16 protein-coding genes and 1 tRNA gene are annotated in these 21510 nt (G+C 67.6%); 7 read left to right on the plus strand and 10 right to left on the minus strand.

Features of this window, described 5'->3' with window-relative positions; all coding sequences use genetic code 11:
* Nucleotides 1-41: 41 nt before the first annotated feature.
* Both PKO50_RS13125 and PKO50_RS13130 read left to right on the plus strand, forming a co-directional pair.
* The gene (locus PKO50_RS13125) at nucleotides 42-1790 is read left to right on the plus strand and encodes an amidohydrolase (RefSeq protein WP_275629952.1); all 1749 of its coding nucleotides are present in this window, start codon (nucleotides 42-44) and stop codon (nucleotides 1788-1790) included.
* Nucleotides 1787-2698, plus strand: coding sequence for a GTP-binding protein (locus PKO50_RS13130; protein ID WP_275629953.1), 912 nt, complete (start codon nucleotides 1787-1789; stop codon nucleotides 2696-2698). Before PKO50_RS13125 ends, PKO50_RS13130 begins: the two co-directional genes overlap by 4 nt.
* 282 nt (nucleotides 2699-2980) lie before the next feature.
* Here the strand turns inward: PKO50_RS13130 and PKO50_RS13135 are convergent, their stop codons facing one another.
* From PKO50_RS13135 to PKO50_RS13155, 5 genes are read right to left on the minus strand one after another with little or no spacing between them, the layout of a single operon-like run.
* Nucleotides 2981-4597: a gamma-glutamyltransferase family protein gene (locus tag PKO50_RS13135; RefSeq protein ID WP_275629954.1), complete on the minus strand. Its 1617-nt coding sequence runs from the start codon at nucleotides 4595-4597 to the stop codon at nucleotides 2981-2983.
* Between the two features lie 16 nt (nucleotides 4598-4613).
* Entirely contained in the window at nucleotides 4614-5393 is a 780-nt protein-coding gene (locus tag PKO50_RS13140; RefSeq protein WP_275629955.1) for an amino acid ABC transporter ATP-binding protein, read from the minus strand.
* A gap of 1 nt (nucleotide 5394) precedes the next feature.
* The gene (locus PKO50_RS13145; RefSeq protein WP_275629956.1) at nucleotides 5395-6162 is read right to left on the minus strand and encodes an amino acid ABC transporter permease; all 768 of its coding nucleotides are present in this window, start codon (nucleotides 6160-6162) and stop codon (nucleotides 5395-5397) included.
* Between the two features lie 16 nt (nucleotides 6163-6178).
* Nucleotides 6179-6988, minus strand: a complete 810-nt coding sequence (locus PKO50_RS13150) for an ABC transporter substrate-binding protein (RefSeq protein WP_275629957.1) — start codon at nucleotides 6986-6988, stop codon at nucleotides 6179-6181.
* A 60-nt stretch (nucleotides 6989-7048) separates the two neighbouring features.
* Complete coding sequence (locus tag PKO50_RS13155; RefSeq protein ID WP_109933845.1) at nucleotides 7049-7717, minus strand: GntR family transcriptional regulator; 669 nt, start codon at nucleotides 7715-7717, stop codon at nucleotides 7049-7051.
* Nucleotides 7718-8259: 542 nt separating this feature from the next.
* Here PKO50_RS13155 and uvrY point away from each other — a divergent pair.
* The 4 genes from uvrY to PKO50_RS13175 all read left to right on the plus strand — a co-directional run bounded on the left by uvrY (nucleotide 8260) and on the right by PKO50_RS13175 (nucleotide 11467).
* Nucleotides 8260-8904, plus strand: a complete 645-nt coding sequence (gene uvrY / locus PKO50_RS13160) for a UvrY/SirA/GacA family response regulator transcription factor (protein WP_009619673.1) — start codon at nucleotides 8260-8262, stop codon at nucleotides 8902-8904.
* A complete protein-coding gene (gene uvrC, locus PKO50_RS13165) occupies nucleotides 8905-10731 on the plus strand; it encodes an excinuclease ABC subunit UvrC (RefSeq protein ID WP_275629958.1) in 1827 nt (608 codons plus the stop codon).
* A gap of 34 nt (nucleotides 10732-10765) precedes the next feature.
* A complete protein-coding gene (pgsA, locus tag PKO50_RS13170) occupies nucleotides 10766-11326 on the plus strand; it encodes a CDP-diacylglycerol--glycerol-3-phosphate 3-phosphatidyltransferase (protein ID WP_009619678.1) in 561 nt (186 codons plus the stop codon).
* 65 nt (nucleotides 11327-11391) lie between these two features.
* Nucleotides 11392-11467 (plus strand) — tRNA-Gly (locus PKO50_RS13175).
* Between the two features lie 292 nt (nucleotides 11468-11759).
* On the opposite strand, the gene PKO50_RS13180 is transcribed toward PKO50_RS13175, so the two are convergent.
* The 5 genes from PKO50_RS13180 to PKO50_RS13200 form a co-directional block, all read right to left on the minus strand.
* Nucleotides 11760-12608: an amidohydrolase family protein gene (locus PKO50_RS13180; protein ID WP_109933847.1), complete on the minus strand. Its 849-nt coding sequence runs from the start codon at nucleotides 12606-12608 to the stop codon at nucleotides 11760-11762.
* A gap of 519 nt (nucleotides 12609-13127) precedes the next feature.
* The gene (mgtA, locus tag PKO50_RS13185; protein WP_275629959.1) at nucleotides 13128-15701 is read right to left on the minus strand and encodes a magnesium-translocating P-type ATPase; all 2574 of its coding nucleotides are present in this window, start codon (nucleotides 15699-15701) and stop codon (nucleotides 13128-13130) included.
* Between the two features lie 635 nt (nucleotides 15702-16336).
* Entirely contained in the window at nucleotides 16337-18748 is a 2412-nt protein-coding gene (locus tag PKO50_RS13190) for a TonB-dependent siderophore receptor (protein WP_275629960.1), read from the minus strand.
* A gap of 169 nt (nucleotides 18749-18917) precedes the next feature.
* Nucleotides 18918-19907, minus strand: coding sequence for a FecR domain-containing protein (locus tag PKO50_RS13195; protein ID WP_275629961.1), 990 nt, complete (start codon nucleotides 19905-19907; stop codon nucleotides 18918-18920).
* Nucleotides 19907-20461 carry a sigma-70 family RNA polymerase sigma factor gene (locus PKO50_RS13200; RefSeq protein WP_109933850.1) on the minus strand — a complete coding sequence of 185 codons (555 nt, stop codon included), beginning with the start codon at nucleotides 20459-20461 and terminating at the stop codon, nucleotides 19907-19909. The genes PKO50_RS13195 and PKO50_RS13200 overlap by 1 nt, the downstream gene beginning before the upstream one ends.
* A gap of 221 nt (nucleotides 20462-20682) precedes the next feature.
* Here PKO50_RS13200 and PKO50_RS13205 point away from each other — a divergent pair, with 221 nt between their 5' ends.
* Nucleotides 20683-21432 carry a succinate dehydrogenase iron-sulfur subunit gene (locus PKO50_RS13205; RefSeq protein ID WP_275629962.1) on the plus strand — a complete coding sequence of 250 codons (750 nt, stop codon included), beginning with the start codon at nucleotides 20683-20685 and terminating at the stop codon, nucleotides 21430-21432.
* Nucleotides 21433-21510 lie beyond the last annotated feature (78 nt).

A 21510-nucleotide genomic window follows, 5' to 3' on the forward strand; every position in this document is an offset into this window, starting at 1 on the left:
AGCTCCCTATACTCGGCGCAAAACAACAAGGGAGCACCGAGATGACGGCGCCCGATACTTTCCGTTCGTCCCATTCGCCTGCCAACCGCCACGCCGACCTGCTGCTGCGCAACGGCCGCTTCTACACCCTCGACCCGGCGCAGCCCTGGGCCGAGGCCGTGGCCATTCGCGACGGCCGCTTCCTCGCCGTCGGCCGCGCAGAGACGCTGGAGCACCTGGTGGGGCCGCGGACCCTGCAGCACGACCTCGGCGGGGCCTTCTGCATGCCCGGCCTGCACGACATGCACACCCACCCGGACCTGGCCCTGGCGCCACGCTACGCCGACGACCTCGACGTCGGCATCGAGGACCCGAGCCCCGAGCAGCTGGCCGCGGCCATCCGCGCCTACGCCGACAGCCACCCCGGCGACGGCTGGGTCTACGGCCAGTACTGGGTGCGCTACACCTTCCGCGAGGCCGGGCTGAAGCCGGGCCGCGAGTGGCTCGACAGCGTGCTGCCGGACCGCCCGGTGGCGCTGCTCGACCGTATGTGGGGGACCATGATGGCCAACTCCCGCGCCCTGGCGCTGGCCGGCATCGACGCCAGCACCCCCGACCCGCGCAACGGCTACCTGGAGCGCGACGAGCTGACCGGCGAGCCCAACGGCCTGCTGATCGACGGCGCCTACGCGCTGATCCACGCCGCCATGCCGCCGACGCCCATCGAGGTGCTGCGCCGCGCCTACCGCGACGGCGTGCATTTCCAGAGCGCCCGCGGCGTGACCGCCAGCAAGTACGTGCACGTCTGCGAGCGCCGCCTGCAGGCGCTCAAGGAACTGGACGACGCCGGCCAGCTGACCCTGCGGGTGGAAGCAGCCATCAGCTGGCAGGACGACATCTTCCCGGTGCGCCGGCGCTGGGAACTGCTCAGCGGCGAGCGCCACTACTACCGCAGTGCGCGGCTGTCGGCCAACGCGGTGAAGTTCCACTTCGACGGCACCGTGGAACCGCGCTCGTCCTTCCTCATCAGCCCCTGGCCGGGCGAGGACAGCTGGCGCGGCAAGCTCAACCTGACCCCCGAGCACATCACCGACATGGTGGTGGACATGGACCGCCGCGGCATCCGCGTCATCGCCCACTGCACCGGCGACGGCGCCTCCGACGTGTTCCTCGACGCCGTGGCCGAGGCGCGCCGGCGCAACGGCTTCAGCGGCATCCGCCACCAGTGCGCGCACAGCACTATCCTGCACCCGGGCAACCTCAGGCGCTTCCGCGAGCTGGAGGTGATCGCCGAGTTCTCCCCGGCGGCCTGGTACCCCACGCCCTTCGCCAGCGGCGCGCGCTCCGGCTACGGCGCCGAGCGGCTGAAGCGCATCTACGACTACAAGGGCGTGCTGGCCGCCGGCGGCATCGCGGTGATGGGCACCGACTGGCCGGTGGCCTCCATCGACCCCTGGCTGGCCCTGGAGACCATGGTCACCCGGCAGAACCCCTGGAACGACGACCCGGCCTGCTTCGGCGAGCCCATCGGCCTGGAGCAGGCGCTGAAGGTGGTGACCCTCAACGGCGCCCACGCCATGGGCCTGGAGGCGCTGACGGGGAGCATCGAGGCCGGCAAGTCGGCGGACTTCATCGTCCTCGACCGCGACCTTTTCGCCCAGCCGCCGCGCGGCTACATCCACCGCACCCAGGTCGAGCAGACCTTCGTCGAGGGCCGCCCGGTGTACGACCGCCAGGGCACCTTCGCCAACGGCCCGCTGCAGGCGGTATGGCAGGGCGAGGTGCCGCAGGTGATGGGGGACGACCGATGAGCATCCCGGTGACCGTGGTCGCCGGCTTCCTCGGCGCCGGCAAGACCACCCTGCTGCGCCGCCTGGTGCGGCAATGCGCCGGGCAGCGCCTGGCGCTGATCGTCAACGACTTCGGCGAGCTGAACGTGGACGCCGAGATGATCGCCGAGCAGAGCGACGCGGTGTACGCCCTGCAGAACGGCTGCCTGTGCTGCACCATGCAGGACGACCTGCTGGCCCAGCTCGGCCGCCTGGCCCAGGTCCAGCCGCCGGTGGAACGCATCGTCATCGAATGCAGCGGCGTGGCCGACCCGCAGCCGATCGTCCAGGCCCTGGGCTACCCGCAACTGCGCAGGCACATGCACCTGGATGCGCTGGTCACCCTGGTGGACGCCGCCCGCAGCCAGCCGCTGGAAGGCGAATACGCGCAACTGGAAAGGCGCCAGGCGGCCGCGGCCGACCTGCTGCTGCTGAACAAGGCCGACATCGCCACGCCGGAACAACTGCAGGCCCTGCGCCAGCGCTTCGGCGAGCCGCGGCGGATGCTGCAGACGGTGCAGGCGCAGATTCCCGACGAGCTGCTCTACGGCGAACGCCCGGACGCACGCCCGCAGCGCCTGCAGGCGGTGGGCAGGCAGAACCACGGCGAGCTGTTCGACAGCTGGACCTGGCGCCACGCCGGACAGCTCGACCCGCAGCGCCTGCGCGCCTGGCTCGAGCAGTTGCCGGAGGGCCTGTTCCGCCTCAAGGGCCGCGTCCAGGTCCGCGGCCGCGAACAGCCGTTGTGGCTGCAGTACGTGGGCGGCCGCAGCCAGTTCCTGGCGGCGCAGGCGCAGGAGGGGGAGAACTGCCTGGTGTTCATCGCCAGCGCCGATGCCGGGCTGCGCGAAAGGCTGGAGGCCGGCCTGGAGCAGTGCCTGGCGGCCTGAGCCGTTGCGGGCCCTGGGGGCGGCGGATAACGCCGTAGGCGTTATGCGCCCTACGCGGTGATGGGCCGACGGGGAAGATGGGCGATATCACCCTGTAGGAGCGGACTCCGTCCGCGATAGCCGGTCGTTCCGGCGCGATTCGCGGATGAGATCCGCTCCTACGGGTTGCCCATGCACCGTGCCCCCTTTGTAGGAGCGCGCCCTGCGCGCGAATCGCGGGCAGGGCCCGCTCCTGCAGTTGCCGTGAGACACGGCTTTCCCACCCCGTAGGAGCGGGGCGGCTCAGCACACCGCGATATGCGAATCCGCCCGTGGTTCGGTGCCGCCGCAGAGTACACCGGTGACGGGGTCGCGGACGATGATCTGGCCGCGGCCGTAGTCGGTCAGGTCGCAGGCCACCTGCACCTCGTGGCCGCGGCGGGCGAGGGCGAAGGCCAGGTCGCGCGGGGCGGTCTGCTCGATGCCCACCTTCATACCGCCCAGCCATTGCCAGCGCGGGGCGTCCAGCGCCGCTTGCGGGTTGAGGCCGAAGTCCACCAGGTTCATCACCATCTGCACATGGCCTTGCGGCTGCATGTAGCCGCCCATCACGCCGAAGGGGCCGACCGCCACGCCGTCCTTGCTGAGGAAGCCGGGGATGATGGTGTGGAAGGTCTGCTTGCCCGGGGCCAGGGCGTTGGCGTGGTCGGGGTCGAGGCTGAATTCCGAGCCGCGGTTCTGCAGGGCGATGCCGCTGTCCGGCAGCACCACGCCGGAGCCGAAGCCGTGGTAGGCGCTCTGGATGAAGGAGACCATGTTGCCTTCGCCGTCGGCGGCGGCGATGTACACCGTGCCGCTGGCGTGCGGGTCGCCGTGGCGCGGTGGCTGCGCGCGCTCGCCGATCTCCTGGCGGCGGCGGGCGGCGTAGTCGGCGCCGAGCAGGTCGGCGCAGGCCACGCGCATGTGCTCGGGGTCGGTGATGTAGTGCAGGCCGTCGGCGTAGGCCTTCTTCATCGCTTCCAGCTGGCGGTGCCAGGTGAGCTGGCTGTCGCGCTGGTCGAAGTCGAAGCCCTGGAGGATGTTCAGCGTCATCAGGGCGATCAGGCCCTGGCCGCTGGGCGGGATTTCCCAGACGTCGTAGCCGCGGTAGTTGGTCTTGATCGGCTCGACCCACTTCGGTCGGTAGCCGGCCAGGTCCGCCGCGCCCAGGTGGCCGCCGCTGGCGGCGGCATGGGCGGCCAGGCGCCGGGCGATGGCGCCGCGGTAGAAGCTTTCGCACTTCGTCTCGGCCAGTTCGGCGAGGGTCCGCGCCTGGGCCGGGTTGCGGAACAGCTGGCCGGCCCGCGGCGCCTCGCCGTCGACCAGGAAGGTGGTGAACCAGGCTTCCAGGGCCGGTTCGCGCTCGCGGCTGGCCTGGTATTCGCGGCGGGCGATTTCCCACTGGTGGGCCACCACCGGCGACACCGGGAAGCCGTCGCGGGCCAGGGCGATGGCCGGTTGCAGCAGGTCGGCGAAGGGCAGCTTGCCGAAGCGCTCGGACAGCGCGGCCCAGGCCGAGGGAATGCCCGGCACCGTGACCGGCAGCCAGCCGTGCACCGGCATCTTCGCGTGGCCGGCGGCCTTCACCGCGTCGATGCTCAGCGAGGCCGGGGCATGGCCGCTGGCGTCCAGGCCGTGCAGCTTGTCCTTGACCCAGACCAGGGCGAAGGCATCGCCGCCGATGGCGCAGCCGGTGGGCTCGACCACCGTCAGCGCCGCCGCGGTGGCGATGGCAGCGTCGATGGCGTTGCCGCCGGCGCGCAGCATGGCGATGCCGGCCTCGGCGGCCAGCGGCTGCGAGGCGGCGACCATGCCGTTGCGGGCGAAGACGCTCTGGCGCTGGGAGGCATAGGGGTATTCGTGGGCGGAGAAACGCAGCATGGAGGGCGTCCTTGAATCAGAGTACGCGGCTGAGGAATTCCCGCGTGCGCGGGTGGTGGGGGTTGCCGAACACCTGGGCCGGCGGGCCTTCTTCGATCAGCTCGCCCTGGTGCAGCACCACCACGCGGTCGGCCACTTCGCGGGCGAAGCCCATCTCGTGGGTGACCACCACCATGGTCATGCCTTCCTCGGCCAGCTCCTTCATCACCTGCAGCACCTCGCCCACGGTTTCCGGGTCCAGCGCGCTGGTGGGTTCGTCGAACAGCATCGCCTGGGGCTTCATCGCCAGGGCGCGGGCGATGGCCACGCGCTGCTGCTGGCCGCCTGAGAGCTGCGCCGGGTAGTGCTCGGCCTTGTCCGCCAGGCGCACCCGGGCGAGCAGCCGGCGGGCCAGTTCGATGGCTTCGCCGCGGGGGAGGCCGAGCACCTGGGTCGGCGCCTCGATGATGTTCTCCAGCACGGTCATGTGCGGGAACAGGTTGAAGCGCTGGAACACCATGCCGATGTCGCGGCGGCGGCGGGCGATGTTGCTCTCCGAGTCGCGCACCAGCTTGCCGTCGGCGCGCTCGCGGTAGCCCATCAGCGCGCCGTTGACGCGGATGCTGCCGCCCTGGATGTCCTCCAGCAGGTTGATACAGCGGATGAAGGTGGTCTTGCCCGAGCCGGAGGCGCCGATCAGCACCACCACCTCGCCCCGGTGCACGTCCAGCGACACGCCCTTGAGGATTTCCAGCGGGCCGAAGGCCTTGTGCACGTCGCGGGCCTGGATCACCACGTCTTTCGCGGTCGGGATCATCTCAACGCCCCCTCAGCAGTTTCATGGCCTGCTGGCCGAACATCCGGCTCGGCGCCGGGGCGTGGCCCTCGGACCGCCCGAAGCGCTTCTCCAGCCAGCGCTGGAAGAAGCCCCAGAGGGTGGTCAGCAGCAGGAAGTAGATGGCCACCACCAGGTACAGCTCGAACACCCGGAAGGTCGCCGAGGTGACCATCTGGGTGCTCAGCAGCAGTTCCTGCACGCCGATCACGCTGACCAGGGTGGTGTTCTTCAGCATCACGTTGAACTCGTTGCCCAGCGGCGGAACGATGACGCGGAAGGCCTGGGGCAGGACGATGCGCCGCATCAGCTTGGCGAAGGTCATGCCCAGCGAGCGCCCGGCCTCGTACTGGCCCTTGTCCACCGCGCCGATGCCGGCGCGGATGATCTCGGCCATGTAGGCGCCCTCGTTGAGGCCCAGGGCTATGATCGCCGCCTGGATGTTGCCGGGCAGGACGAACAGCCCAAGGTCCAGGTCCTCGAAGCGGAACACCCCGCCCGCGGCCAGCGCCGTGTAGAGGAAGACGATCTGCACCAGCAGCGGGGTGCCGCGCATCAGCCACACGTAGAAGCGCACCGGGTACTGCAGCAGCGGGTTGGACGACAGCCGCATCAGCGCCGCCAGCAGCCCGAGCACGCAGCCCAGGAGCATGGCGCTGACGGCGATCACGCAGGTCAGCCAGAGCCCGTACAGGTAGATGTCGCTCGGCTTGAGCAGGTATTGCCAGAACACGTCCCAGCTGAAGTTCATGGTCGCTTACCTCGGCTCAGTCGAGCTTGTCGCCTTCGATGTGCCACTTGGCGAGCAACGCCTGGTAGCTGCCGTCGGCCTGCATGTTCCTGATGATCTGCTGCACCGCTTCGCTGAGCTGCTTGTCTTCCTTGCGGATGCCCAGCCCGGTGAGGATGCGGGCGAAGGCCGGCACGCCGATCTCGAACAGGTCCGGGGCCATGCCCTGGTAGTAGCCGGCGGTTTCCACGGTGGTGCCGTAGGCGTCGGCCTGCTGGATGCGCAGGGCCTGGAAGGCGTCGGTGTCGGTGTTGTAGACGATGACCTTCAGCGGCGCCTTGCCGGCCTGCTTCAGCTTCTCGTTATGGGCGTCGAGCAGGGTGCGGATGGTCGAGCCGTTGAGCACCGCCACCTTCTTCCCGGACAGGTCGTCCAGGGTATGGATGCCCTTGGGGTTGCCCTTGGCGACCACCACGGCCTGGCTGGAGTACATGTAGTTGACCATGTCGATCACTTCGCGCCGCTCGGGCTTGTCGAACAGCTGGTCCACCAGCATGTCGCACTGCCTGGCCAGCAGCGCCGGGATCAGCCCGGAGAAGGGTGTCACCCGCCATTCGATGCGCTTGTCGCCCAGGCGCTTGGCGATGGCCTCGCCTAGGTCGACGGTCACCCCGGTGAGCTTCTGCGAGGCGTCGTAGAAGCCCATGGGCGGGGAGTCCATGCCGCCGCAGAAGACCACCTTGTCGGCGGTTTTCAGGCGGTCGGGGATCTTCACCGCGTCGGCGTGGGCCAGCGGGGCGGTGAGGCAGAGGGCGAGAAGGCACTGCGGAATCCTGCGTACGAACATGTTCAGCTCCAGTGGGTGGGGTTGCCGTGGCAGTTCAACGGGACAGGCGAAGGCCGGGTCTCAGGCGCCCGTCGCTTCGAGGAACTTCAGCAGCGAGGGCACCGTGCCCTCGATGTGCTCGCAGAGCACCCGCTCGGCTTCGCGGGCGTCGCCGCTGCGCAGGGCGTCGAGGATCACCGCGTGCTCCTCGCGGGCGCTCATCGGCTTGTCGACGTGCTGCAGCCACAGGCGCATGTGTGGCTCGATCACCGAGTACAGCGCGTTGATCTGCCGCAGCAGCCGCGGGCGCTCGGCCAGGCTGCAGAGGTATTCGTGGAAGACGCGGTGGCGGCTCACCCACTCGGCGCTGTCGTCGCGGTAGTCGTCCATCTCGTCCAGCAGGCGTTCCAGGCGCGCCAGCTGGCGTTCGCCCAGCTTCGGCACGGCGAGGCGGATGGCCAGGCCTTCCAGGGCGCTGCGCATCTCGAAGACTTCGCGCATCTCCTCGATGTTCAGCCCGCTGACGATGGCGCCGCGGTTCGGCCGCAGCGTCACCAGGCCCTCGGCGGCCAGGCGGCGGAAGGCTTCGCGCACCGGCATGCGGCTCATGCCGATGTCGTTGGCGATGTCTTCGGCGATCAGGCGGTCGCCGGTGCGGTACTGGCCCTTGCAGATGGCGTCCAGCAGGTAGCTGTAGGCCTCTTCCTCGGCGGTTACGGGTTGGCGGTCGTAGTTGGGTACCAGGCGCATGGGGCGCTCATTTTGGATTTCTGTATCCAATTATCCATGCATGCAATCAAGCAGGTGCCGTGCCAGGATGGTTGTTCGAGGCGCAAGTATTTGATCTGCCGGGAATTCAGGGGAAATGGGGGAGGGCGGCGGGCTGCCGGTGGGGCATCGAAAGGTAACTTCCTGGCCGCGCCGTGCGTCATGCTGGTGCGTGGCGGGCACTTTTGGTAACGCGGCGGGGACGTTCGTCGGGGCGGGGCCCGGGCGGTCGTGTCGCGGCGGTATCGGCGGGCGTCGATGCATGGCCCGCTGCCTTCGCGCCGTCGCATGCCCGCGACCGTCGGTCTCAGCCGAAAGAATGGCCGTGATGCCCACCCTTGACGCCTCGCTGGCGGCCTGGTGAGCTTGGCGCGGGCGCCCAGGGGGCGTTCGCTGGTTCGCTGGCGCTTGCAATTTGACGGCTGTGTTCCAAGCTAGGTCAGGGCATCGCTTTCTGTTAAGGTTCGCGGATTCGATGGCGCTCGCACAGCGCCCGGTTCCACTCTTTATGCATGAGGTGCTGTGTGATCAAGGTGCTGGTGGTCGATGACCACGATCTGGTGCGCACCGGAATTACCCGCATGCTGGCCGACATCGAGGGCCTGCAGGTGGTGGGGCAGGCGGAGTCCGGCGAGGACGCCCTGCGGCTGGCCCGCGAGCTCAAGCCCGACGTCGTCCTGATGGACGTGAAGATGCCCGGCATCGGCGGCCTCGAAGCCACCCGCAAGCTGATGCGCAGCCAGCCGGACGTGCGCGTCCTGGCCGTGACCGTCTGCGAGGAAGACCCGTTCCCCACGCGCCTCATGCAGGCCGGCGCCTCCGGTTACCTGACCAAGGGCGCGGCCCTGGAGGAAATGGTCCAGGCCATCCGCCAGGTCTTCGCCGGGCAGCGCTACATCAGCCCGCAGATCGCCCAGAGCCTGGCGCTGAAGTCCTTCGAGCCGGAGAAGGGCGGCTCGCCGTTCGACTCGCTGTCCGAGCGCGAGATCCAGATCGCCCTGATGATCGCCAACTGCCACAAGGTGCAGAGCATCTCCGACAAGCTCTGCCTGTCGCCCAAGACGGTGAACACCTACCGCTACCGCATCTACGAGAAGCTCTCCATCACCAGCGACGTCGAGCTGGCGCTGCTGGCGGTGCGCCACGGCATGGTGGATGCCAGCAACTAGATGAGCGCGGTGTTCGATTCGGCGGCCTACCTCGCCACCTGCAGCGGCCGCCCCGGCGTCTATCGCATGTTCGATGCGGACGCCAAGCTGCTCTACGTCGGCAAGGCGAAGAACCTCAAGAAGCGCCTGGCCAGCTATTTCCGCAAGACCGGCCTGGCGCCCAAGACCGCCGCCCTGGTGGCGCGCATCGCCCAGGTCGAGACCACCATCACCGCCAACGAGACCGAGGCGCTGCTGCTGGAGCAGACGCTGATCAAGGAGTGGCGGCCGCCGTACAACATCCTCCTGCGCGACGACAAGTCCTATCCCTACGTCTACCTGTCGAGCGAGGACGAATACCCGCGCCTGGCCCTGCACCGTGGCGCCAAGAAGGCCAAGGGCCGCTACTTCGGGCCCTACCCGAGCGCCGGCGCCATCCGCGAGAGCCTGGCCCTGCTGCAGAAGGCCTTCCTGGTGCGGCAGTGCGAGGACAGCTACTTCCGCAACCGCACCCGGCCCTGCCTGCAGTACCAGATCAAGCGCTGCAAGGGCCCCTGCGTCGGCCTGGTCGAGCCCGAGGAATATGCCGTGGACGTGCGCCACTCGGTGATGTTCCTCGAAGGCCGCAGCAACCAGCTGGCCGACGAGCTGAGCAGCGACATGGAGCAGGCGGCGATGCGCCTGGACTTCGAGCGCGCCGCCGAGCTGCGCGACCAGGTCGCCATCCTGCGCCGCGTGCAGGACCAGCAGAGCATGGAGGGCGGCAACGGCGACGTCGACGTCATCGCCGCCATGGTCAACCCCGGCGGCGCCTGCGTGCACCTGATCAGCGTGCGCGGCGGGCGGGTGCTGGGCAGCAAGAACTTCTTCCCCCAGGTGGGCATCGAGGAAGACCTGAGCGAGGTGCTGCTGGCCTTCCTCGGCCAGTACTACCTGAGCCACCATGAGCGCGAGCTGCCGGCCGAGCTGATCGTCAACGCCGTGCACGAGGACTTCCCGGTGCTGGTGGAGGCCATCGCCAGCGCCCGTGGCCGCGAGCTGGAGATCAGCCACCGGGTGCGCGGCACCCGTGCGCGCTGGCAGCAACTGGCAATCACCAATGCCGAGCAGGCCCTGGCCGCGCGCCTGGCCAACCGCCAGCACGTCGCCGCGCGCTTCGAGTCCCTGGCCGAGGCGCTGGACCTGGACGAGCCGCCGCAACGCCTGGAGTGCTTCGACATCAGCCACTCCAGCGGCGAGGCCACGGTGGCCTCCTGCGTGGTGTTCGGCCCCGAGGGCCCGCTGAAGTCCGACTACCGCCGCTTCAACATCGAGGGCATCACCCCCGGCGACGACTACGCCGCCATGCACCAGGCCCTGACGCGGCGCTTCAGCCGCCTGAAGGAGGGGGAGGGCAAGATGCCCGACATCCTCCTGGTGGACGGTGGCAAGGGCCAGTTGGCCATGGCCCGGGAAGTGCTCCAGGAGCTGGCGGTGAGCGGGCTGATCCTGCTCGGCGTGGCCAAGGGCGTGACGCGCAAGCCGGGCCTGGAAACCCTCTACCTCAACGATGCCGAGCACGAATTCACCCTGCCGGGGAATTCCCCGGCGCTGCACCTGATCCAGCAGATCCGCGACGAGTCGCACCGTTTCGCCATCACCGGCCACCGCGCGCGCCGCGGCAAGGCCCGGCGCACCTCGAGCCTGGAAGAGGTGGCGGGCGTGGGGCCCAAGCGCCGCCGCGAGCTGCTCAAGCATTTCGGTGGGTTGCAGGAACTGGGCCGGGCCAGTATCGAGGAGATCGCCAAAGCCCCGGGCATCAGCAAAAAGCTGGCCGAGCAGATTTATGCTGCCCTGCACAGCGAGTAGAATGCCGGGCTCAACTCACCGGCCAGTGGTCCCGATGAATATTCCGAACCTGCTCACTCTGCTCCGCGTCCTGCTCATCCCGATCTTCATCCTGCTGTTCTACATGCCGTTCCCGGGCAGCCACCTGGCCTCCAGCGCGGTGTTCGCCCTGGCCGCGGCGACCGACTGGCTGGATGGATACCTGGCGCGCAAGCTGGGCCAGAGCACGCCGTTCGGCGCCTTCCTCGACCCGGTGGCGGACAAGCTGATGGTCGCGGTGGCCCTGGTGCTGCTGGTGGAAGAGCACGCCAACCTGTGGCTGACGCTGCCGGCGGTGATCATCATCGGCCGCGAGATCGTGGTCTCGGCGCTGCGCGAATGGATGGCCGAACTGGGCGCCCGCGCCCACGTCGCCGTGTCCAACCTGGGCAAGTGGAAGACCGCCGCGCAAATGGCGGCCCTGGTGATCCTGCTGGCCAACGCCCCGGTGTTCACCTTCTGGGTGCTGCTGGGCTACGGGCTGCTGATCGTCGCCGCGGCCCTGACCCTGTGGTCCATGCTGCACTACCTGCTGGCCGCCTGGCCGCACCTGAGCACCACCCCGAAAGAGAAATAACTTTTTTTGAATCAAAGGGTTGACGAGGCTCCAGAAAAAGATAGAATGGCGCCCGTCAACACGACGCGGGAATAGCTCAGTTGGTAGAGCACGACCTTGCCAAGGTCGGGGTCGCGAGTTCGAGTCTCGTTTCCCGCTCCAAATATTGACTTGCAGGGTTCGATGAATTCTGCAAGTCGCTGAAGAAAGGGCCGAAAGGCCCTTTTTTCGTTTCTGCACCATCTGCCGGAATCCACCCCCGGCCAGGGCTTTCAGGCCCATCTTCAAGTCCAGCCTTTCCGCAGGCACTTTCCGGATTCCTGCTGACGAAAGGCCCAATCCCAGGATCGGTCGTAATCAGGCGTTCCGGGTTGCGTACCGGGTTTCGGCAACTGTTTCGTTATCCGTTCCCCGCAGCGCCGTGATCACGACGGCGCTGCGGGCGTTGCGCCACTCAGTCGAGCCCGAACAGGCGTGCGGCGTTGCCGTGGAAGAAACGCTCCTGGACCTGCTCGGCCAGGCCGAGGCGCAGGGCGTCCTCGATGCTCTGGCGGATGGGCCTGAAGGTATAGGACGAGCCGAACAGCAACTGGTCGGCGAGGAAGCCGTTGGCTGCCTGCACGTAGGCTTCGCTACCGGGCAGGAACAGGTACATGTCCGGCACCAGGTGGATGTTCTCGTAGCGGAAGGCCAGGCCGATGGCCTGCTGCACGTTGGGCCAGAAGCCGTGGTAGACGACGATCCGCAGGTCGGGGAAGGCCCGGGCCACTGCCGCCAGTCGGCCGGGGTCGTTGTAGGCCGGGTCCGGCGTCGTCGGCCCGCTCATCAGGAACAAGGGAATGGCGCGCTTCTGCAGGTGCTCGTAGATCGGCCAGTACAGCGCATCGTCAGGGTGCCGGGCCGGTTCGCCGAAGCCGGGTTCCAGGTCGATGCCGGCGAGGCCCAGCTCGTCGATTGCATGATCGATCTCCGCAAGCGCAGCTTCCACGCCCTGCAACGCCGGGTCCACCGCGCCTATGCCAAGCAATTGCGCATGGCCATTCACGATGGCGTGGATCCGTTCGTTGGGCAGGTGCTGCGTTGGCGTATGCCGACCGACCACCACGGCCTTGTACAGGCCGGCGTCGCGCACCTCGGCAAGGAAGCCTTCGTGGCTCAGCGAGCGTTCGAAGTGGGTATCGTCGCCACGGGTGCCGACGCGCCGGTTCAGCCAGCGCGCCGTAGCGTGTTCGGCCGAGCCGGGCACGGCGCCGAAGAAGGGATGCAGGAAGGCGGGGCGGCAGCGCATGTCGATGATCTTCATGCTCGGATCTCCTGTTCCCGGTCGTCGTGGGGGAGGCTTGGGTCGCCGGAAGGTGGTGGGGCGCAGAAAGCGTCCAGACTCATGTTGCTATCCTCGTTGCCATCGTCGAAGTTGGGGCGTTCCCCGTGGGTGCACGCATGGCACGGGGTCTTGCTGGAATTCGGATCGACAGGCGTTCCCTTTGTGCTTTGCCCCGGCAGGCGCAGGCGATGCTGAACATGCCAGTCAGGTTGACGCTGCGCCCCTGGCAGGGCAGGGCTCATGCGAGGTGTTCCCGGGAATACGCCGTGGTGCCCCGAGGCAATCCCTGTGCCACCGGCGCCCCCAGTGGCTCCGGGAGCTGTGGCCTTGCGCCGGGCCTTTACTGTTGCTCTTCCGGCCATACTGTTGGGCGGCTGTCTCCAGGCCAACAGTTGGCCCGGTCCGCCGCAGCCGACTTCAGGGCCTCCAGGCGTGGCCCGGGACGAAAATGTCCTGGCTCATCTTCTGGTCTATTTCGCCGCCGCGAGCCCGCATCCGTCACGGAGGCGCCCGGCCCGTCGCTGGGTGGGCGGCCGTGCGGGCCTGCATCCAGCGGTAGAACCACCGCTTGGCGAACTCCACGGCCAGCAGGTAGGCCAGCACCATCCCGCCGAGCAGGGCGTAGAACATCGCCGGTGGCGGAACGAAGCCGAAGTAGCGTCCCGGCGGCGTGAAGGGCAGGGCTATCGCCAGGGCCACGACCGCCAGCGAGGTCAGCGTCAGCAGCGGGTGAGCATGGCTGCCGAGCGGGTTGCCGCGGGTGCGGATGATGAAGATCACCAGCACCTGGGTGCACAGCGACTCGACGAACCAGCCGGTCTGGAACAGTTTCTCGCCGGCCTGCAGCACGTGCAGCATGACGTAGAAGGTGAGGAAGTCGAACACCGAGCTGATCGGCCCGATGATCAGCATGAAGTTGCGGATGAAGTCCAGGTCCAGCACCTGCGGGTGGCGGATGTCCCGGGTATCCACCTTGTCCAGCGGAATGGCGATTTCCGAGAGGTCGTAGAGGGTGTTGTTGAGCAGTATCTGCGTCGGCAGCATGGGCAGGAACGGCAGGAACAACGCCGCGCCGGCCATGCTGAACATGTTCCCGAAGTTGGAGCTGGTTCCCATCATGATGTACTTCATGACGTTGCCGAAGGTCCGGCGGCCCTCCAGCACGCCGGAGAGCAGTACGTGCAGGTCGTGCTTCAGGAGGATCATGTCGGCCGCCTCCTTCGCCACGTCCACCGCCGAATCCACGGACAGGCCGACGTCCGCCACGTGCAGCGACGGCGCATCGTTGATGCCGTCGCCCAGGTAGCCCACCACATGGCCGCGGGCGCGCAGGGCCCGGAGCACGCGTTCCTTCTGCCCGGGGTTGACCCGGCAGAACAGGTTGGCCGTCTCCACCCGGGCGCGCAGGGCCTGGTCGTCCATCCCGGCTATTTCCTTGCCGGTCAGCAGGCCCCTGACCGGCACGCCCAGTTGCCCGCAGACGTGCCGGGTGACCAGGTCGCTGTCGCCGGTGACGATCTTGATGCCCACGCCAACCCTGGCGAGGGCGGCCAGGGCGGCGCCGGCGCTGGCCTTGGGTGGGTCGAGAAAGGCCACGAAGCCGGCCAGCACCAGCGCGCTCTCGTCGTCGACCCGCGCATGGGGATGGTCCCGTGGGACCGGGCGCCAGGCGATGCCCAGCACCCGTAGCCCCTCCTGTTCGAGGGCGTGGTACTGGCCATGGACGGCTGCCTGCGCGGTTTCGTCCAGGGGGCGTGCGGCGGCTTCCGGCCCGCTTTCGTAGTGCGTGCAGAGGCCGAGAACGTCGTCGGGTGCGCCCTTGACCACCAGCCAGCGTGTCTGGCCATTGTCGATGAGCACGGAGACACGGCGTCGCTCGAAATCGAAGGGGACCTCGTCGATTTTCCGCCAGTTGCCCGGTTCGACCTGGCGATTGGCGAGGATGGCTTCGTCGAGCGGGCTCTTCAGGCCGGTCTCGAAAAAGCTGTTGAAGTAGGCCCGCTCCAGCACCCGCGCGCTGGGCCGGCCGAGTGGATCGACATAGCGTTCGAGGTGGATGACCGCTTCGGTCAGGGTGCCCGTCTTGTCGGTGCACAGGACGTCCATCGAGCCCAGGTCCTGGATGGCCGACAGGCGCTTGACGATCATCTGCTTGCGGGCCATGCGCAGGGCCCCGCGGGACAGGGTGACGGAAACCACCATCGGCAGCAGCTCCGGCGTCAGGCCCACGGCCAGTGCCACGGCGAACAGGAACGACTCCAGCCAGGGTTTGTGGAAGGCGGTGTTCACCAACAGCACGAACAGCACCATGAGCATCGTCAGGCGCATGATCAGCAGGCCGAAGCGGCGCGTGCCGAGTTCGAACGAGGTCGGCGGCGAGGGCCGCGCGATGCTGTCCGAAATGGCACCGATGGCGGTCCGGGCGCCGGTCCTGACCAGGCGCACCCGGGCGCTGCCGCTGATCACCGAGGTGCCCATGAACACCGCATTGCTGGCCTCGGCCAACTCGGTGGCCGAGTCGGGGGGCCGCTCCGGGTGTTTTTCCACGGGGTAGGGCTCGCCGGTCAGCAGCGCCTGCTTGACGAAGAAGTCCCGTGCCTCGAGCACCAGGCCGTCGGCGGGAACCATGTCGCCGGCGCTGAGCAGGACCAGGTCGCCGGGCACCACGTCCGTGACCGCGACCTCCAGCGGTGCGCCGTCGCGCAGTACGCTGGTGCGCACGGCGACGGATTGCTGGAGCTTTTCCGCCGCGGCATTGGCCCGGTATTCCTGGACGAAGTCCAGGGTGACGCTCAGCAGCACCATCGTGGCGATGATCGTGAAGTTGACCAGTTCGCCACTGAACGCCGAGACAGCGCTCGCGGCCAGGAGGATGAGCACCAGCGGATTCCTGAAGCGGCTGAGGTACTGACGCAGCATCGAGCGCCCGCGAGGCCGGTGAAATGCATTGGGCCCGAAGCGGGCGAGGCGCTCCCTGGCCTCGCTGGCCGACAGGCCTTCGTGGGGGCCTGTGGGCTCTGTGCCTGCGCTCGTATCCAACCACCAGGGCCCGGGAGGCGCATCGTTCGGCATGTGAGTGGTCTCGGCCAGGAGCGTCGGTATCACCGCAGTGTAGTGCGGCCCGGCCGCCCGGCAATTCCGCAGAGGGCGCCCCAGGCGCGTACAGCTTCGCGCCACGCATGAGTCTCTTTCGACGGCACCAGCGCCATTGCCCTCGATGCTGGCGCCATGGTTCAGGGCGAAATTGCTGGATCGGTACCGCCCGCAGCTTTTCCCCTTCCTGGTGGACGTGCTGGGCTGGATCGAGCGGCGCAGGGCATCCACTGGTTGCGTTGGAAGAGATGCCCAACTCCGATGGCGTGGGAGAGGATGAGCCTCGGCGGCCGGAGGGCTGCTCGACCGGTCGTCGCTACCGGGCAGCCTTGAGTTGTTGCCAGGCCTCGTCGAGCGAGTGTCGCTGGTCTGCTTTCAGGCTTTCCAGCAGGTAGGAGCGGCGCCGTTGTTCCACACTCATTACCTGCCTGGGCGCCTGCTTCAGTAGCGCCCGCCTGAAGAAGGCGCGCTCAGCCCTCCCTCCTGCCGAGCCCCAGACAGAAAAGACCGCCGGGTTGCCCCAGGCGGTCTTTTCAATCCGCGGCGTTGCTCACAAACAAGCCGTAGCCGGACGCGCTACCCGGGCGGAATCGATCGGGTAGCGCGTCCCGGCCTCACCAGTTGTAGCTCACCTTGGCCGTGATCTCGCGGCCCGGGTTGTAGTAGTCCGCGCTACCGCGACCGACCACGTGCTGCTCGTCGAACAGGTTGCTGACGTTGATGGCCAGGTCGGTGTCCTTGAGTATCTGGTAGTTGAACGCGGCATCGAACAGCGTGGTGGCGTCGCTCTTGCCGGTATTGTTGAAGTCGCCGAAATAGTAGGCCCCTGTGTAGCGGGCGCCCAGGCCGACGCTGACATCCGTTCCCGGCACGCTGTAATAGCTCCAGAGCGAAGCCGAGTGCTTGGGTGCGGAGACGAGCTGGTTGCCCTTGATCGACACGACCTCGTAACCCGTCCCGGCCCATACCTGCAGCGCACCGCGAAGCACCTCGGTGTCCATGTAGGAGTAGCCGCCGACCAGGCTCAGGCTCTCCGTCAGCTCGGCCTTGACCTCCAGGTCGAGGCCACGCACGCGCTGCGAGCCCACGGTCTGCTGGTCGATGACGCCGTTCGGCTGCACGACCGCGGTGGCGACATCGTCCTGGGTCAGCTGGTAGACGGCAGCGGAGAACAGCGCGTTCATCTCCTGCGGCGAATACTTCACACCCACTTCGTACTGGGTGCCGCGCTCCGGAGTGACGCCGACCTCGGGCGGGGAAACCGACTCCACCATGCTGACGTAGGTGGAAACCTCATCGTTGACGATATAGGTCAACGCGCCGCGGAAAGAGTTTTCCGAGAAGCTGTCCGAGGACTTGACCCCGTAGAGGTGGTCGGTTTCGGAAACGTCCATGGAGTCGTTGCGCATGCCGGCGGTGACGATGAAACGCTCGAAGAACGACAGGTTCTGCTGCAGGAACACCGACTTGATGGTGCTGTCCTGGTCCTTGTCCTGGTAGACGATGGCCGGCGAAACGCCGCGGTATACCGGGTTGGCAACGTCTATCGGGTCGGCGGAGCCATAGACGGAAACGTTCTTGGCAGAGGAGTCGAGATATTCCACGCCGACGATGCTGCTGCTATCGATGTTCTCGAAGCGCGCGTCGTACTGCAGCATCAGGTTGCCGTTGAACTGCTCGGCGTCGCTGTCGGAACCCAGGTAGCCACGGTCGACCAGGGTTCCGGTATGCCCGGAAGCGTCGCTGATATAGGCATAGCCGTATTCATCGCTCAGGTCGCTGTGGCGCAGGTTGCTGCGCAGGGTGAAACCGTTGTCGAAATCATGGGTGAAGTTGGCGCTGACGTTGGTGCGCTCGACATCGTGGAAGTTGTAGCTCGGCTCGCCGAAGAACTTGTCGCGGTCATACTCCCTGTCCATCGGGTAACCGCCACTGTTGGGCGTGTTGTCCTGGCGCAGGTGATCCACCACCAGGGTGGCGGAGGTATAGGCCGTCGGCGCCCAGGTCAGGCCGCCCATCAGGAAGTTGTTGTCGTCCTGGGAGTGGTCGTATTCGCGATCGCTGTCCTGGAACTTGCCGGTGAAGCGGTAGGCCAGGGTCTTCTCTTCGTTCGCATCGCCGGTGTCCAGGCCGGCCTCCATGTGGTTGAACGAGCCGTAGGTCGCATAGACCTGGCCGAACTTGTTGAAACGCGGCTGCTTGGTCACGAAGTTCACCGAGCCGCCCGGGTCGGCCGGGCCGAACAGCGTGGAGTTGGCGCCGCGCAGCACCTCGACGCGCTCATAGGCGAAAGGCTCCTCGCGCACGCCACGCATCGAGCCCAGGGTCAGGCCATCACGGTAGGTGGTGGCCTGGAAGCCGCGAATCAGGAAGTAGTCGTTGCGGTCATCGGTGCCGTAGTAGTCGGTGATGGTCCCCGGGGTGTACTGGAGGATTTCCTCGGTCGTGCTGGCGCTGCGCTGCTCGATTTCCTTCTGGGTCACGACGGAAACCGAGGCCGGGGTATTCTGGATGTTGGTCGCCACCTTGCCGCCGACCCACAGTTCCCGGGTCACCACCGAGGCGGAGGGGTCGTCCGCTACCGCCTGGGCGTTGACGATGACGGGAGCGAGGCGATAGGGCTCCGCGCTTGGCGCCCTCTGCAGCCCATAGCTGCCATCGGCCTGCTGAACGGCCTCCAGGCCGGTTCCGGAAAGCAGCGCGGCCAGGCCGTCCGACACCGTGTAGCTGCCTTGCAGGCCTGGGCTGGTCACGCCCTCGGCCACGCTGCCGGCACCGACCAGGTACACGCCTGCCTCACGGGAAAAACGCGTGAGCGCGCTGGCCAGCGGGCCGGCGGGAATGTCGTAGCTGCGCTCGGCGCTGGCCACGACGCCGTCCCCGGCCATGGCGACCGGCGACCAGGCCGCCAGGCCCACGGCGCTGCCCGATAGCGCCAGGTGAAGCGCCAGGGTCAGCGGGCGCAGGGCAAAAGCGTGTGCGACAACACCCGGGTGGGCAGCGTGCGGGTGACAGCGGAGGGACATGGACGGCATTCCTCTGGGGACAAGGGTTGATGAGCGAAGACCCTCGACAGCCGATGCCATACGGCCCCTCAAGGCACCGATGCGGCGATGTTTCACGTCTTCTCACTGGGTAAACCAGCGAGCAGGCGAAACCCGGAACCCTTTTTCCGATTTTTTTTGCCCGCCTTGCTCAGCGCCGGGCTTCGATGCTCGCCCACCAGGGCAGGGGCTGTTCGATACGGATCGGCAACGCCGAGGCCAGCATGCGCAGCACGCGCTCGGAGTCCTGGATAGGGAAGTTGCCATACACCCGCAGGTCGGCCACCTCATCGGCAACGCCGAGGTGGCCGTGGCGATAGCGGCGCAACTCCTGCACCACCTCGCGCAGGGAAATGTTGTCGGCCAGCAGCGAGCCCTGGATCCAGGCTTCACGGGCCGCGTCGGCGGCCTGGCTGTCACCGATGTGGCGGGCGCTGAAATGCGCCTGCTGGCCGGCCTTCACCACGCGGACGGCGCCCTTGGCAGTGCGTATTTCCACCGCGCCCTCATAGACGGCCAGCCAGGTTCGCTCGCCCTCACAGCGCACGTTGAAGCGCGTGCCCAGGGCTTGCAGGCGCCCATGTTCGGTCTCGACGTAAAAGGGCCGCGCGCCCTTGGCGGTGGCGATGAACACCTCGCCGCGCAGCAAGGTGACGCGGCGAGCCCGGGCACTGAACGCCAGGTCGATGGCACTGGCGGTGTTGAGCCAGGCGCGGGAGCCATCGGCCAGGGTTATCGCACGTTGCTCGCCAGTGGCGGTACGGTAATCCGCGCCCCAGGCCATCAGGCCGGGCGGCAGCAGCGCTTCACGCCAGCCCAGCCAACCGCACAGGGTGCCAGTGCCGATGGCCGCCATTGCGGTCAGCAGCCGGCGACGCGAATGCATGCGTTCGGCGGCGATACCCAGCGCATCGGCGGCCAGGTGCATGTCGGGCCGGCCACGCAGCGGCTCGAAGTTGCGGCTGACGCCTTCGACATAACGCCAGGCCTGCTCGTGCATCAGGTCCGCGCCCAGCCATGCCTGCCAGTGGGCGCGCTGCTGGGCACTGGCCTGGCCGTCACGCAGGGTGGCGTACCAGTAGGCCGCCTGCTCCAGCACGGCGTGCGAGGGCAGGGGGCTTTCGTGACCGGGGCTTGCCATCAGTAGAGCGGCTCCTGGCGCAACGCGGCAACCGTCTCGCCGGCGCGCAATGTCAGGCACGCGAGCATGGCCTGGGCCACGTACTTGCGCACCATGCGCCCGGAAACCCCCAGCTGCGCGCCGACCTCGTCGTCGGTCATCTCGCACACCACGGCGAGGGTAAAGGCCCGTGCCGCCTTGGCGGACAGCGTCTGCAGCATGCAGCTGATTTCCTCCAGGGCCTGCAGAACCGCGGCCTGCCGCTCGGCGGAGGGGCACTGCTCTTCCGGCAGCGCCGCCAAGGTGTCGAGCCAGGCGCGTTCGATTTCCTGGCGCCGCCACAGGTTGATGCACAGGTTCCTGGCGGTGGTTCGCAGGTAGGCGCGCACTTCGGCCATGCTGGCGAAGCGCGGCTGGCTGGCCCCGCCGATCAGCCGCAGGAAGGTGTCGTGGGCCAGGTCCGCGGCATCGCTGGCGTGCCCCAGGCGCCTGCGCAGCCACGCCTGCAGCCAGCCGTGATGGTCGCAGTACAGTGTCTCCAGCGATGGGGGAGTGGCATAGGCAGATGAACTCACAGACAGTCACCACGCCGCTGGGTGGTGTCCCGCGGCCATCAGAGTCTTTTGGTAAATGAGAATCGATACTAATCATCACATAGCTTGCCATTGGCCAGCAACTCGGCGCCTCTGCCGGTGCTGCTCATATCGATGAGTCGTATAATTCCTGGGCTGCCGACAGAGGCCCGGCCAGGTCGCCTGGAAGGTCCACACTGGAGATCGGCCCGGAGGTGAGCGAGATGAAAGTCCGTATCTACCGTTATCTCCCGGAACAGGATGCAGCGCCGCGCCTGCAGGACTACACCTACGACCTGCAGCCGGGCGAGGACATGATGGTGCTCGACCTGCTCGAGCACCTGAAGACCCAGGACCAGACGCTGACCTACCGGCGCAGCTGCCGCGAAGGCGTCTGCGGCTCCGACGGCATGAACATCAACGGCGCCAACTGCCTGGCCTGCATCACCAGCGTCTCGACCCTGCTCCACGGCGGGCAACTGCCATCCGGGCAGTCGATCAGGCCGCTGCGGGGCGACGTGGACATCGTTATACGGCCATTGCCCGGCCTGCCGGTGATACGGGACCTGGTCGTCGACATGCGGACGTTCTACAGGCAGTACGAGCGGATAAAGCCCTACCTCATCAACGACGAGCCACCACCAGCCATCGAGCGGCTGCAGTCGCCGGAAGACCGGGCCAGGCTGGATGGCCTGTACGAGTGCATCCTGTGCGCCTGTTGCTCGACACAGTGCCCATCCTGGTGGTGGAACCCGGACCGCTTCATCGGCCCGGCGGGCCTGTTGAATGCCTACCGCTTCCTCGCCGACTCCCGCGACACGGCCACCGAGGCGCGGCTGGCGGCGCTGGACGACCCCTTCAGCGTGTTCCGTTGCCGCTCGATCTACAACTGCATCGCCTTCTGCCCGAAAAAGCTCAAGCCACGGGCGGCCATCGGGCATATCGAGAGGCTGCTGCTGAAGCGCGGTACCTAGCCGGAGGCAGCCGCTCATGCCGGCGGCGAGCGGGGGCCAAGGGCTTGAGGGAGGGCCCGCCCCGTTCCCGCTCGCTGC

The organism is Pseudomonas sp. 273, assembly GCF_029201425.1.
Classification (GTDB): domain Bacteria; phylum Pseudomonadota; class Gammaproteobacteria; order Pseudomonadales; family Pseudomonadaceae; genus Pseudomonas; species Pseudomonas delhiensis.